The organism is Kitasatospora sp. NPDC048298 (assembly GCF_043201465.1).
In the GTDB taxonomy this organism is placed as follows: domain Bacteria; phylum Actinomycetota; class Actinomycetes; order Streptomycetales; family Streptomycetaceae; genus Kitasatospora.
Window position 1 is genome coordinate 123,651 of the sequence record NZ_JBICYZ010000002.1, and the last position, 12,837, is coordinate 136,487.

General features: G+C 72.1%; 12 protein-coding genes. 1 reads left to right on the plus strand and 11 read right to left on the minus strand.

Going from position 1 to position 12,837, the window contains the following annotated elements:
- Positions 1-3: 3 nt before the first annotated feature.
- The 5 genes from ACGF0D_RS01745 to ACGF0D_RS01765 all read right to left on the minus strand — a co-directional run bounded on the left by ACGF0D_RS01745 (position 4) and on the right by ACGF0D_RS01765 (position 6,143).
- Positions 4-2,277, minus strand: coding sequence for an ATP-binding protein (locus ACGF0D_RS01745; RefSeq protein ID WP_392913601.1), 2,274 nt, complete (start codon positions 2,275-2,277; stop codon positions 4-6).
- A gap of 259 nt (positions 2,278-2,536) precedes the next feature.
- Positions 2,537-2,866 carry an STAS domain-containing protein gene (locus tag ACGF0D_RS01750; protein WP_392873076.1) on the minus strand — a complete coding sequence of 110 codons (330 nt, stop codon included), beginning with the start codon at positions 2,864-2,866 and terminating at the stop codon, positions 2,537-2,539.
- 352 nt (positions 2,867-3,218) lie between these two features.
- On the minus strand, positions 3,219-4,088 hold the full coding sequence (locus ACGF0D_RS01755; protein WP_392873079.1) for a 3-hydroxyacyl-CoA dehydrogenase family protein: 870 nt from the start codon (positions 4,086-4,088) through the stop codon (positions 3,219-3,221).
- 199 nt (positions 4,089-4,287) lie between these two features.
- On the minus strand, positions 4,288-4,938 hold the full coding sequence (locus ACGF0D_RS01760; protein WP_392873082.1) for a response regulator: 651 nt from the start codon (positions 4,936-4,938) through the stop codon (positions 4,288-4,290).
- Positions 4,935-6,143: a sensor histidine kinase gene (locus ACGF0D_RS01765; RefSeq protein ID WP_392913602.1), complete on the minus strand. Its 1,209-nt coding sequence runs from the start codon at positions 6,141-6,143 to the stop codon at positions 4,935-4,937. Before ACGF0D_RS01765 ends, ACGF0D_RS01760 begins: the two co-directional genes overlap by 4 nt.
- 155 nt (positions 6,144-6,298) lie before the next feature.
- Between ACGF0D_RS01765 and ACGF0D_RS01770 the strand changes: the two genes are divergently transcribed.
- Positions 6,299-6,892 carry a hypothetical protein gene (locus ACGF0D_RS01770; RefSeq protein ID WP_392913603.1) on the plus strand — a complete coding sequence of 198 codons (594 nt, stop codon included), beginning with the start codon at positions 6,299-6,301 and terminating at the stop codon, positions 6,890-6,892.
- A gap of 8 nt (positions 6,893-6,900) precedes the next feature.
- Here the strand turns inward: ACGF0D_RS01770 and ACGF0D_RS01775 are convergent, their stop codons facing one another.
- From ACGF0D_RS01775 to atpA, 6 genes are all read right to left on the minus strand, one after another.
- The gene (locus ACGF0D_RS01775; protein ID WP_392873091.1) at positions 6,901-7,473 is read right to left on the minus strand and encodes a cob(I)yrinic acid a,c-diamide adenosyltransferase; all 573 of its coding nucleotides are present in this window, start codon (positions 7,471-7,473) and stop codon (positions 6,901-6,903) included.
- Positions 7,474-7,612: 139 nt separating this feature from the next.
- The gene (locus tag ACGF0D_RS01780; RefSeq protein ID WP_392913604.1) at positions 7,613-8,113 is read right to left on the minus strand and encodes a DUF2550 domain-containing protein; all 501 of its coding nucleotides are present in this window, start codon (positions 8,111-8,113) and stop codon (positions 7,613-7,615) included.
- Positions 8,114-8,261: 148 nt separating this feature from the next.
- On the minus strand, positions 8,262-8,645 hold the full coding sequence (locus tag ACGF0D_RS01785) for a F0F1 ATP synthase subunit epsilon (protein WP_280676020.1): 384 nt from the start codon (positions 8,643-8,645) through the stop codon (positions 8,262-8,264).
- A 186-nt stretch (positions 8,646-8,831) separates the two neighbouring features.
- Positions 8,832-10,277 (minus strand): F0F1 ATP synthase subunit beta, encoded by a 1,446-nt coding sequence (gene atpD, locus ACGF0D_RS01790; RefSeq protein ID WP_392913605.1) that lies wholly within the window; start codon positions 10,275-10,277, stop codon positions 8,832-8,834.
- A 2-nt stretch (positions 10,278-10,279) separates the two neighbouring features.
- The gene (locus ACGF0D_RS01795) at positions 10,280-11,194 is read right to left on the minus strand and encodes a F0F1 ATP synthase subunit gamma (protein WP_392873098.1); all 915 of its coding nucleotides are present in this window, start codon (positions 11,192-11,194) and stop codon (positions 10,280-10,282) included.
- 32 nt (positions 11,195-11,226) lie between these two features.
- The gene (gene atpA / locus ACGF0D_RS01800) at positions 11,227-12,801 is read right to left on the minus strand and encodes a F0F1 ATP synthase subunit alpha (protein ID WP_359899956.1); all 1,575 of its coding nucleotides are present in this window, start codon (positions 12,799-12,801) and stop codon (positions 11,227-11,229) included.
- Positions 12,802-12,837 lie beyond the last annotated feature (36 nt).

Here is a 12,837-nt window from a genome sequence, read left to right on the forward strand (position 1 = left end):
CGCTCAGGACGGTCCCGGGGCGGCCGGACTGGTCGTCCCGCCGGGAGTCGTCGGCGATCCCGACGTGGCAGGCGACGTCGGGGTGGATGGCGAGGAGGACGGGCTGCGGCTCGGCTCCGTCGGCTGCGACGGCCCTCCGGTCGACTGGGACTGACCCGGCTGCGGGGCCGGCGGCTGCGGCTGGCCCGGTGCGGGCGGCTGCGGCTGCTGCGCGGTCTGGGACTCGCCCGCGCTCGGCGAGGAGCTCGGCTTCCTCGTCGGCGAGGCGCTCGGCGAGTGCGAGGCGCTGCCGCTCGCGGACGGCTCCGGGCTGCCGACCTGCCCCGCCGGGCTGCCAGGCCCGGCACCGGTCGTCCCCGGCCCGGCGCTGCCGGAGGACTGCGGGAACGGCGGGTCCTCGGTGCCGCTGCCGCGGTCCGGCCGGCTGTTGTGCGGATCGTTCCCCTTGACCTCCTCCGGCCCGCTGAAGCTCATCGCCACCGCCGTGCCGAGCACCCCCAGGGTCAGCACCGCCGTGGAGAGCACCGCCGCCCGGCGCCGCCGACTGGACTTCAGGCCGGCCGGCACCCGGGCCGCGATCTTGCGGATCACCGGGGCGCGGCCGGGCGCCGCCGCCGCGGGCGCGGCGGCGGGCAGCTGCCGACCGTCGGCGCGCAGCAGGTCGAGCATCCGGCGCGCGGCGGCCACCCCGCGCTGCTCGCCCGCCGTGTTCCGCAGGGTGAGCGCGGTCTCCAGTTCGGCGACGGCCCGGGAGGGCTGCTGGACGCAGATCGCGTGCACGCCCGCCTCGTGGTGGAACCAGGCCTGGTCGACCGCCGAACCGGTGCGGCGGGCCGCCTCCAGACCGAGCTGGAGCACCCGCTCCCAGGCGCCCCAGCGCAGCGCCAGCGCCAGCGCGGGCGCCGCCGCGCGGGCGAGCCGGACCACCGCGTCGTGCCGCCCGGCGGTGCGGTCGGCGAGCAGCACGCCGATCATCACCTCCGCCTCGGCGGCGATCTGCTCCAGCGTCACCGAGCTGTGCCCGACCCACCAGGCGAAGTGCCGGGCGGCGCCGTCGACGCAGCCGCGGGGCGGCCAGTGCGGGGCGAGCAGGTCGAGCGCGCCGGCGGTCAGCCGGTGGTGCCCGCCGATGGACACCGCCAGTCCGGCGTCGGTGAGTTCGGCGAGGGCGGCCTCGCCCTGGCCGACGTCGATCAGCGCCGGCAGGTGCGGCGCGGTGGGGCACTCGCCGCCGAGTGCCACGGCCAGGCGCAGCACGGCCTGGGCGGACTCGCTCAACCCCTCGGCGAGCCGGACCGCGGGCGAGGCGGTCTGCGCCACCGAGGGCAGCGGGACGGTGCTGCGCAGCGCGTTCTCCCGGATCGCCGGGTCCGGGTCGTGGGCGGGCTCCTCGACGGCTCCGAAGACGTCCATCCGGTCGTCCTCGGCGGCGACCAGCGCGTCCACCGCGAGGTCCCGCTGGCGCAGCAGCGCGGCGGCCTGGACGAAGCGCAGCGGCAGGCCCTCGGACTCGAACCAGAGGTCCACCGCCCAGGCCTTCTCGTCGACGTCCAGCGGCCGCCCGGCCAGCCGGGCGGTGAGGGCGAGGCAGGCGGAGCGGGAGAGCCCGGCCACCAGGTGGTCCTGGAGCCGGGAGCCGGCGGGCAGCGGCGGGCCGTCCGGGGCGGCGGAGATCAGGAAGGCGCAGCCGGGGGCGGCGGCGAGCAGCTGCTCCAGCTCGGCGCCGGAGGGCTCGGCGGCGTCGATCACCACGATCGCGCCGACCTCGGCGAGGTGGGCGGCCAGCTGCCCGGGGTCGGGGCGGTAGCCGGGGGCGTGGTGGGTGGCCGTGAAGAGGTCCTGGAGCAGGTCGGGGACGGTCCGGCGGTGGCCGCAGAGCTGCACCACACCTCCGGGGGCGAGGTCGGCGGCGGCCTCGGCGACGGCCGACAGCAGTGCGCTGCGGCCCGAGCCGGCCTGGCCGACCAGGCGTATCGACCGGCCCTCGGCGAGCAGGCCGAGCAGTTCGGCGATGTCGGCCTCGCGGTCCAGCAGCGGCAGGTCGGCGGGCCCGGCGCCGAGCGCGAGCGGGCCGACCGCGCGGCCGACGCCGCCGACCGGACCGCGGGCGGGCTCGCTGCGTTCGATCCGGCGCGGGTGCGGCCGCCACTCCTCGGGACACGGCCCGGCCTCGGAGCCGTCCGGGGCACCGACGCCCACCAGCAGGCCGCCGGAGACCAGTTCGCCGCCACGGGTGCGGACGGCGTCCTGCCGGAAGTCCCCGGATGGCTGTGCCACGTTCTGCTCCGCATCGTGCTCGGCCGTCGGCGCCCCGCGCCGCCCGGCTGACGTCCCGGTAGCGGCCGCGGCCGGGCTGGAGGCAGCCCCGGCGGCCGTCTTCTGACGGGCAGACTCTTGCACATTCGGACCCGCCCGTGCAGGGCGGTCCGCGGCGTACGACCGGCCGGTAGCGCTGACCAGGGACGTTGCACGGGTGGGGCCCGGGGGTGCGGGGGCTCGCGGTCCGGCGCGCGGCGCCGGAGCGGATGCGGAGCGGCTAGAGCGCGACCCCGTGCGCCTCGGCGACGCCGGTCACGCCGTCGACGGTCAGGATGCGGTGCAGCTTGGTGGCCACCAGCAGCCGCTGGAGCTGGGCCGGGACGGAGCGCAGCACCAGCCGGCGGCCGATCCGGCCGGCCCGCCGGTGGGTGCCCATGATCACGCCGAGCCCGGTGGCGTCCCAGAACTCCAGCCGGGCGAGGTCGAGCACGAGGTCGCCGAGGCCGCCGTCCACCGCCTGGTGCAGCCGGGCCCGCGCGTCGGCGGCGGTGCGCACGTCGAGGCGGCCTTCGATGGCCAGCGCCGTGTGGTCGCCGGTGATGCGCATGCTCTCCTCCTTCGCCTGGACGGCCTGGTGCGGGGCGGGTCCGCCCCGGCCGTACCGGGTGCGGGAGCGGGGGGTGCATCCGGGCGGGCCGCAGCCCCACACCCGGACCCGGGCGGAATGCCGGGTTCCTTCATCTGACGGTGAACCGGCTCCACAGGTTGCTGGTTCCGGCCAGATCTGAAGCAACTTCACCCGTCCGAGGGAATATACGCAGGTCGGCCCCACACCTACGCTCGATTACCGCCCAAATCACCCGTCTGCGGCACCAGCGTGAGGAAACTCACCCGGCCCGGTGGAGCGGGCCGTACGACGCTCCGATCGCACGGCCCGGCGGCCGTTCAGCCCGGCAGGCTCACTTGCCCTCGTACGGGTAGAAGCCGCGGCCGCTCTTGCGGCCCAGGTCACCGGCGGTGACCATGCGGGCCATGATCTCCGGCGCGGCGAACTTCTCGTCCTTGGTCTCGGTGTAGATGTTGTCGGCGGCGTGCAGCAGGATGTCCACGCCCGTCAGGTCGGCGGTCTGGAGCGGGCCCATCGCGTGGCCGAAACCGAGCCGGCAGGCGGTGTCGATGTCCTCGGCGGTGGCCACGCCCGACTCGTACAGCTTCGCGGCCTCGACGACCAGCGCGGTGATCAGGCGGGTGGTCACGAAGCCGGCCACGTCGCGGTTGACCACCACGACGTCCTTGCCGACGCCCTCGGCGAAGGCGCGGGCGGCGGCCAGCGTCTCGTCGCTGGTCTTGTAGCCGCGGACCAGCTCGACCAGCTTCATCATCGGCACCGGCGAGAAGAAGTGGACGCCGACGACCGACTCCGGGCGCTCGGTGGCGGCGGCGATCCGGGTGATCGGGATGGCGGAGGTGTTGGTGGCCAGCACGGCGCCGTCCTTGGCGAGCTTGTCGAGCTCGCGGAAGACGCCCTCCTTGACCTCCAGCTTCTCGAACACGGCCTCGACCACGATGTCGGCCTCGGCGACGGCGCCCAGGTCGGTGGTGGTGGTGATCCGGCCCAGCGCGGCCTCGGCGTCCTCGGCGCTCAGCTTCCCCTTGGCGACGAACTTCCCGTAGGAGGCGCGGATGCCCGCCAGGCCCCGCTGGAGCGCCTCCTCGGTGACGTCCCGCAGCACCACCGGGTGGCCGGCCTGCGCCGACACCTGGGCGATGCCGGCGCCCATCAGGCCGGCACCGATGACGGCGATCTGCTTGCTGGACGCATTGCTCATGGCTGGGTCTCCCGATGCCGTCGCCGCCCCGCGGGCGGGCCCTGAAGGCGGCTCAGGGCAGGGGTCACCGCCGGCGAGCCGCGTCGCTCGTTTCCGGGACTCTAATGCCCAAATCCCCGGTGCAGTAGCAATCGAGAGTGTGATCTGCAACCGACCTGGTCAGGCGCTCGGACGGCCGGGCGGACGGACGGCCGTACGGTCAGACGGTCATCCCGAGGTCCTGGGCCAGGATCGCCGCCTGCACCCGGCTGCGCAGCCGCAGCTTCGCCAGGATGCGGCTGACGTGCGTCTTGGTGGTCGCCTCCGCCATCACCAGCCGGGCCGCGATCTCCCCGTTGGACATCCCGGCCCCGATGCAGGCCAGCACCTCCCGCTCACGGCCGGTCAGCGCCCCCACCGCGGCCCTGGCCTCCGGCCCGACCGGCCGCTCGGGGCGGGCGAAGGCCCCGATCAGCCGCCTGGTCACCGAGGGCGCCAGCATCCCGTCCCCGCGCGCCACCGTGCGGATGCCCTCGATCAGGGTGTCCGCCTCCAGGTCCTTGAGCAGGAACCCGGACGCGCCGGCCCGCAGCGCGCCGTAGACGTACTCGTCCAGGTCGAAGGTGGTCAGCACGAGCACCTGACCGGCCCCGGCGGCGACCACCTCCCGGGTCGCCGAGACGCCGTCCAGCCGGGGCATCTGCACGTCCATCAGCACCACGTCGGGCCGCAGCTCCAGCGCCAGCCGGACGGCCTCCTCACCGTCGGCGGCCTGCCCGACCACCTCGAACTCCGGCTCGGCGCGCAGGATCATCACCAGCGCCGCCCGTACCGCCGCCTGGTCCTCGGCCACCAGCACCCGGATCGTCATGCACGCCCCTCGTTCCCGTGGGCGCGCGGCAGCACCGCGCGCACACTCCAGTACCCGTCCTTCGGCCCGGCCTCGAAGCTGCCGCCGAGCAGCCCGGCCCGTTCCGCCATACCCACCAGCCCGGCCCGGGCGCCGGGCAGTTCGCGGCCCGGCCCGTCCCGGTAGGGACTGTCGACGGCGATCCGGAGTTCCTCGGACGCGAACTCCAGCCGCAGACTGACCAGTCCGGGCCCGGCGTGCTTGAGCGCGTTGGTCAGCGACTCCTGGACGATCCGGTACGCGGCCAGCCCGACCGGCACCGGGAGTTCGCCGCGCTCGCCGCGCTCGTCCAGCTCGAAGTCCAGCCCGACGTCCTGGCCCGCCGCCCGGGCCTTGGCCACCAGGGCGTCCACCGCGGCCAGGTCGGGCGCCGCGTACGACTCGTCCACCTCTCCACCGCCGCTGTCCCGGAGCAGTCCGATCATGCGACGCATTTCGGCCAATCCCTGGACGCTGTTCTCCCGGATCACCGCCAGCACCTCCACCAGTGGGTCGTCCTCGGCCAGCCGGCGCCGCCTGGCCACCGACTGCGCGCCGGTGGCGTGGATCGCGATCGCCGACAGGTGGTTGGCCACCACGTCGTGCAACTCCCGTGCCATCCGCGCCCGTTCGGCGACGATCGCCTCGCGCCGGTCCATCTCCGAGAGCAGCGCGGTCTGTTCCGCCCGCAGCCGCTCGGCCTCCGCCTCCTGCCGGTGCTTGCGCACCACGTCGCCGGTCCACACCGGCCCCAGGAAGACCAGCGCGCTGACCACCACCACCAGCAACGCGAGGGAGGTGCCGCCGTGGATCGCCGCCAGCGTGGAGAGCGCCAGCACGGTGGCCCCGCCGGTCAGGTGCAGTATCCGGGACATCCGCGGGCTGCCGTAGATCACCGCCGCGTACAGCAGATCGGTGTACATGATCAGCGTGGCCACCAGGTTGCCGGCGAACACGCTCCCCGCGAAGACCAGCCCGCCGAGCGACACCGCCAGCACCGGCCTGGTCCGCCGGACCAGCTCCAGCCCCGCCATCACCAGCAGCGGCGGCAACACCACCCAGGGCGGCACCCGGCCGGCCTGGTCGTACGCCCTGAAGACGATCAGCACCGAGCCGCCGAGCAGCCCGAACAGGGCGATCAGCTGGTCCTGCCGGCGCGGGGACAGGGCGGGGAAGGGGAGCGGCACGTTCCCATCTCACCACTCCCGCGCCCCGCCCGGCTCCGGTCCACGGAGGAGCCCGCTACATCGAAGGATGCAGGCCCCGACGGCACCACGCGACGACGACACCGGCACGCCCGCGCACGAGGCTGGGAGCACCACGCAACGTCCGGGAGCAGAACGTGATCGTCACCCTCATCGTCGCGGCCGAGATCTCCTTCTGGATCCTGCTCGGCCTCGGCCTCGCCACCCGCTACCTGTTCCGGTGGCGCCGCACCAGCACCGCGCTGCTGGTCGGCCTGCCGGTGGTGGACCTCACCCTGTACGCCCTCACCGTCCTCGACCTGCGCGGCGGCGCCACCGCGAGCTGGACGCACGCCCTGGCCGCGAGCTACGCGGGCTTCTCGATCGGCTACGGCCCCTCGCTGGTGCGCTGGGCCGACCGGCACTTCCAGCACCGCTTCGCCGGCGGCCCCAAGCCGCTGCCCTCACCGAAGTACGGGCCGGAGCGGACCAGGTACGAGTGGCAGATCGCCGGCCGGACCGTCGTGTCGGCCGCGATCACGCTCAGCCTGATCACCCTGCTCGTCCCGCTCTCCGCGGGCGCCGCCCACTTCGGCACCTTCCTCCAGTGGTACCTCAAGCTGGGCATCGCGGCCGTCGTCAACGTGATCGTGGCCGGCTGCTACTCGCTCTGGCCCAAGGAGCCGCCGGCCGGCGTCCTGGTCGAGAACGGCCGGGTGGTCAGGGAGAAGACCCCGGCCGACCGGCCCTGAGGCGGCTCCTAGCGGTTCTCGCCCGGCACCCAGAGCACGTCGCCGCGCTCCTTGTTGGCCACCCGGGCCAGGATGAACAGCAGGTCGGACAGCCGGTTGAGGTACTTCGCGGTCAGCGGGTTGACGCTGTCGCCGTGCTCCGCGATCGCCGCCCAGGTCGAGCGCTCGGCCCGCCGCACCACCGTGCAGGCCAGGTGGAGGTGGGCAGCCCCGGGCGTGCCGCCGGGCAGGATGAAGCTGCGCAGCTTCTCCACCCGCGCCAGGTACTCGTCGCAGTCCGCCTCCAGCCGGTCGACGTAGGACTGCAGCACCCGCAGCGGCGGGTACTTCGGGTCCTCCACCACCGGGGTGGACAGGTCGGCGCCGACGTCGAACAGGTCGTTCTGGACCCGGACGAGCACCGCCGTGATGTCCTCCGGCAGCTCGCCGACGGCCAGCGCCACCCCGATGGCGGCGTTGGCCTCGTTGGCGTCCGCGTACGCGATCAGCCTCGGGTCGGTCTTGGTGGTCCGGCTCATGTCGCCGAGCGCCGTGGTGCCGTCGTCGCCGGTACGGGTGTAGATGCGCGTCAGATTGACCATGCGGCCAGGGTAGCCGCCGGGTTAGGCGGCGTTAACCCTCCCCCAGCCTCCGGCCGGGAGGTGCCCCCACCGAGTCTCGTCGCTACGCGACATTGTCCCCCAGCCTCCGGCCGGGAGGTGCCCCCACCGAGTCTCGTCGCTACGCGACATTGACTCGCTGCCCCGGCGGGGCGGCCTCCAGCCAGGCCAGGAAGCCGGTCAGCGCGTCCTCGCTCATCGCCAGCTCGAGCGGCACCCCGTTGTGCAGGCAGCGCAGCACCACCGATCCGGAGAGCAGGGCCAGCTCCTCCTGGCCCTCCGGGTAGCGCCGGCCGAGCACCTCGATCTCCCGGCGCGGAAGCACCTTGCGCGGGCGCGGGGCGTACGAGAAGACCCGGAACCACTCGATCGAGTCACCGCTGTAGCGGCCGATACCAAAAACCCACCCCTTGCCGTCGGTCGGGGGGACCGGGGCCGAGGTGGGTTTGCCGTTCTCGTCGAGGTCGGGCTGCGTCGAGGCGTCGGCAGGCATTTTGAGTCGGTAGCTGCAGTCGAAGGTGCCGCCGACCCGCTGGATCAGGCGGCGCCGGACGGCGAAGGCCATCAGCCCGATCACTCCCAGGGCCACGACCGCCGCACACACCACAAGCGCGAGGACCATGCTCACCTACCTCCTCGCTACCCGCGTTCCCCGTAGCGGTCGTATCAAGCGACCGCGCTGACCTACCAACTACGACGACAGTCCCGGGGTCACGCTCACGCGTCCCCGGGACCGTCGGTCGACCCCGCTAAGCCGGGGTCCGGCGCACTCAGACGTGGGCCTTGAGGCCGCGCGCCGCGAACAGACGGACCTCGGCGCGCCGCTCGGCGTGCTCGTCCAGGTCCGACTTGGCCTTCTCCAGCGCGCGCTCGGCACGCGCGACGTCGATCTCGTCCGCCAGCTCGGCGATCTCCGCGAGCAGAGACAGCTTGTTGTCGGCGAAGGAGATGAAGCCGCCGTGCACCGCGGCGATCACGGTGCCGCCGTCCACCGTGCGGATGGTGACGGGACCGGTCTCCAGCACGCTCAGCACCGGGGTGTGGCCCGGCATGATGCCGGTGTCACCGGAGGCCGTACGGGCGACGACGATGGTGGCCGCACCGGACCACACCTTGCGGTCGGCTGCGACCAGCTCGACGTGCAGCTCAGCCAACGTGGGCTCCTAGGCTCATGCAACGCCCGATTACTCGGGAGTTTCGGTAAGAATAACGGCCCCGCGCCTCCGGCATGAAACCGGCGGCACGGATTTGACCGGAATCACAGCCGATGCGCCGTGAGGGGTGGTCCCCAGGCTCGGGGGCCACCCCTCACGGTCACGCACAGCTGCTACCGGCCGCGATTACTTCTTCGCCAGCTCGGCGGCGTTCTTCTCGAGGTCCTCGATGCCACCGCACATGAAGAAGGCCTGCTCCGGGACGGAGTCGTACTTGCCGTCGGCGATCGAGTTGAAGGCCTCGATGGTCTCCGACAGCGGCACGGTCGAACCCTCGACACCGGTGAACTGCTTCGCCACGTAGGTGTTCTGCGAGAGGAAGCGCTCGATGCGACGGGCACGGTGGACCGTGACCTTGTCCTCCTCGGACAGCTCGTCGATACCGAGGATCGCGATGATGTCCTGGAGGTCCTTGTACTTCTGCAGGATCCCCTTGATACGGATGGCCGTGTCGTAGTGGGTCTGCGCGATGTACCGCGGGTCGAGGATGCGGGACGTGGAGTCCAGCGGGTCGACGGCCGGGTAGATGCCCTTCTCCGAGATCGGACGCGACAGAACGGTCGTCGCGTCCAGGTGGGCGAAGGTGGTGGCCGGCGCCGGGTCGGTCAGGTCGTCCGCGGGGACGTAGATCGCCTGCATCGAGGTGATCGAGTGACCGCGGGTCGAGGTGATGCGCTCCTGCAGGAGGCCCATCTCGTCGGCCAGGTTCGGCTGGTAGCCCACCGCGGAGGGCATGCGGCCGAGCAGGGTCGACACCTCGGAACCGGCCTGGGTGAACCGGAAGATGTTGTCGATGAAGAGGAGCACGTCCTGCTTCTCGACGTCACGGAAGTACTCCGCCATGGTCAGCGCGGACAGCGCGACGCGCAGACGGGTGCCCGGCGGCTCGTCCATCTGGCCGAAGACCAGCGCGGTCTTGTCCAGAACGCCCGAGTCGACCATCTCGTCGATGAGGTCGTTGCCCTCACGGGTGCGCTCGCCGACACCGGCGAACACCGACACACCACCGAAGTTCTCGGCGACGCGGTAGATCATTTCCTGGATCAGAACGGTCTTGCCGACACCGGCACCACCGAACAGACCGATCTTGCCACCGGTGACGTACGGGGTGAGCAGGTCGATGACCTTGATGCCCGTCTCGAACATCTCGGTCTTGGACTCGAGGTCCTTGAACTCCGGGGCCTTGCGGTGGATCGGCCAGCGGACCTGGACCTGCGACTCGAACTCGTCCTTGTCGACGTTCAGCACGTCGCCGAGGGCGTTGAAGACCTTGCCCTTGGTGATCTGGCCGACCGGGACGGAGATCGCGGCACCGGTGTCGGTGACCTGCGAACCGCGGACCAGGCCGTCGGTCGGCTGCATCGAGATGCCGCGGACCATGCCGTCGCCGAGGTGCTGGGCGACCTCGAGGGTCAGGATCTTCTTGCCGGTGCCGTCGGGGTTGTCCACCTCGACGTGCAGGGCGTTGTACATGTCCGGGATCGCGTCGACGGGGAACTCCACGTCGACGACCGGGCCGATGACCCGCGCGACGCGGCCCGTCGCCGTGGTCGGCTCAACAGTGGTGGTCATACTCATTCGCTCCCGCGGCTCGCGTCAGCGAGCGCGTTGGCGCCGCCGACGATCTCGCTGATTTCCTGGGTGATCTCGGCCTGACGGGCCGAGTTGGCAAGCCGCGTGAGCGACTTGATGAGCTCGCCGGCGTTGTCCGTCGCGCTCTTCATCGCACGGCGGCGGGCGGCGTGCTCGGAAGCGGCCGACTGCAGCAGCGCGTTGTAGATCCGGCTCTCGACGTACCGCGGCAGCAGCGCGTCCAGGACGCCCTCCGCCGACGGCTCGAAGTCGTACAGCGGGAAGATCTCCGCCTTGGCCGGCTTCTGGTCGCTGAGCTGGACCTCGTCCAGCTTCAGCGGCAGCAGCCGCGCCTCGACCGCGTTCTGCGTCAGCATCGACACGAACTCGGTGGAAACCAGGTGGAGCTCGTCCACGCCGCCCGTCTCGGCCGTGAAGGCCTCGATCAGGTCGGCCGCCACCGTCTTCGCGTCACCGTACGTCGGCTTGTCCGAGAATCCCGTCCACGAGCCCGCGATCGCCAGACCGCGGAACGTGTAGTACGAGACGCCCTTGCGGCCGATGATGTACGTCACCACGTCCTTGCCCTCGGCCCGCAGGCGCTCGGCGAGCACCTGCGAGGCCTTGATGGCGTTGGTCGAGTAGCCGCCGGCCAGGCCGCGGTCCGCCGTGATCAGCAGGACCGCCGCGCGCTTGGCGTTCGGGTTCTCGGTGGTGAGCGGGTGCTTGGCGTTGGACCGGGTGGCCACCGCCGTCACCGCCCGGGTGAGCTCGTCGGCGTACGGAGTGGAGGCGGCCACCGCGCGCTGCGCCTTGACGATGCGCGACGCGGAGATCATCTCCATCGCCTTGGTGATCTTCTTCGTCGCGGTGACAGAGCGGATCCGGCGCTTGTAGACCCGAAGCTGTGCTCCCATGGGTCGTTACGTCCTTTCCCTCGCTACCGGACTCAGGCCTGCTCGGAGAGCAGCTTGCCGTCAGCGGTCTGGTAACCCTGCTTGAAGGCCTCGATCGCGCTGGTCAGCGCGTCGACGGTGCCGTCGGCCAGCAGGCCGGTCTCGACGATGCCGGCGAGCAGGTCCTTGTGCTGCAGGCGGACGTGGTCCAGGAACTCGCGCTCGAAGCGGCGGATCTCGGCGACCGGGACGTCGTCCAGCTTGCCGTTGGTGCCGGCCCAGATGGAGACGACCTGCTCCTCGACCGGGAACGGCTGGTACTGGCCCTGCTTCAGCAGCTCGACCATGCGCGCACCGCGCTCCAGCTGGGCCTTGGAGGCCGCGTCCAGGTCGGAACCGAAGGCGGCGAAGGCCTCCAGCTCGCGGTACTGGGCGAGGTCCAGACGCAGGCGGCCGGCGACCGAGCGCATGGCCTTGATCTGGGCGGAGCCACCGACGCGGGAGACCGAGATACCGACGTTCACGGCCGGGCGGATGCCGGCGTTGAACAGGTCGGACTCCAGGAAGCACTGGCCGTCGGTGATGGAGATGACGTTGGTCGGGATGTACGCCGAGACGTCGTTGGCCTTGGTCTCGATGATCGGCAGACCGGTCATCGAGCCGCCGCCCAGGGCGTCGTTCAGCTTGGCGCAGCGCTCCAGCAGGCGGGAGTGCAGGTAGAAGACGTCACCCGGGTAGGCCTCGCGGCCCGGCGGGCGGCGCAGCAGCAGGGAGACGGAGCGGTAGGCCTCGGCCTGCTTCGACAGGTCGTCGAAGATGATCAGGACGTGCTTGCCGTCGTACATCCACTCCTGGCCGATGGCCGAGCCGGTGTACGGGGCGAGGTACTTGAAGCCGGCCGGGTCGGAGGCGGGAGCGGCCACGATGGTGGTGTACTCCAGCGCGCCGGCCTCCTCCAGGGCGCCGCGGACGGACGCGATGGTGGAGCCCTTCTGGCCCACGGCGACGTAGATGCAGCGGACCTGCTTCTCCGGGTCGCCCGAGCGCCAGTTGTCGCGCTGGTTGATGATCGTGTCGACGGCCACCGCGGTCTTGCCGGTCTGGCGGTCACCGATGATCAGCTGGCGCTGGCCGCGGCCGATCGGGGTCATCGCGTCGATGGCCTTGATGCCGGTCTGCAGCGGCTGCTTGACCGACTTTCGGGCCATGACGCCGGGGGCCTGCAGCTCAAGGGCGCGGCGACCGGTGGCGGCGATGTCGCCCAGGCCGTCGATCGGGTTGCCCAGCGGGTCCACGACGCGGCCGAGGTAGCCGTCGCCGACCGGAACCGAGAGGACCTCGCCGGTGCGGCGCACGGTCTGGCCCTCTTCGATGCCGCCGAACTCACCCAGGACGACGACACCGATCTCGCGGGTGTCGAGGTTCAGCGCGAGGCCGAGCGTGCCGTCCTCGAACTTCAGCAGCTCGTTCGCCATGACCGAGGGCAGGCCCTCGACATGCGCGATGCCGTCCGCCGCGTCAGTGACCGTGCCGACCTCTTCCACAGAAGCGGCGTCCGGCTGGTACGACTGGACAAAGTCGGCCAGCGCGTCCCGGATCTCCTCCGGACGGATCGTAAGCTCCGCCATCAGGCTTCCCTGCTCTCCTAGTTTGCGATCCTCGGC

Excerpts from the sequence above, each read along its gene's own strand:
- ACGF0D_RS01750 (WP_392873076.1), bottom strand. The coding sequence starts at position 2,866 with ATGCGCATCACCGGCGACCACACGGCGCTGGCCATCGAAGGCCGCCTC.
- ACGF0D_RS01755 (WP_392873079.1), bottom strand. The coding sequence starts at position 4,088 with ATGAGCAATGCGTCCAGCAAGCAGATCGCCGTCATCGGTGCCGGCCTG.
- ACGF0D_RS01760 (WP_392873082.1), bottom strand. The coding sequence starts at position 4,938 with ATGACGATCCGGGTGCTGGTGGCCGAGGACCAGGCGGCGGTACGGGCG.
- ACGF0D_RS01775 (WP_392873091.1), bottom strand. The coding sequence starts at position 7,473 with ATGGTCAATCTGACGCGCATCTACACCCGTACCGGCGACGACGGCACC.
- ACGF0D_RS01780 (WP_392913604.1), bottom strand. The coding sequence starts at position 8,113 with ATGGTCCTCGCGCTTGTGGTGTGTGCGGCGGTCGTGGCCCTGGGAGTG.
- atpD (WP_392913605.1), bottom strand. The coding sequence starts at position 10,277 with ATGACCACCACTGTTGAGCCGACCACGGCGACGGGCCGCGTCGCGCGG.
- ACGF0D_RS01795 (WP_392873098.1), bottom strand. The coding sequence starts at position 11,194 with ATGGGAGCACAGCTTCGGGTCTACAAGCGCCGGATCCGCTCTGTCACC.
- atpA (WP_359899956.1), bottom strand. The coding sequence starts at position 12,801 with ATGGCGGAGCTTACGATCCGTCCGGAGGAGATCCGGGACGCGCTGGCC.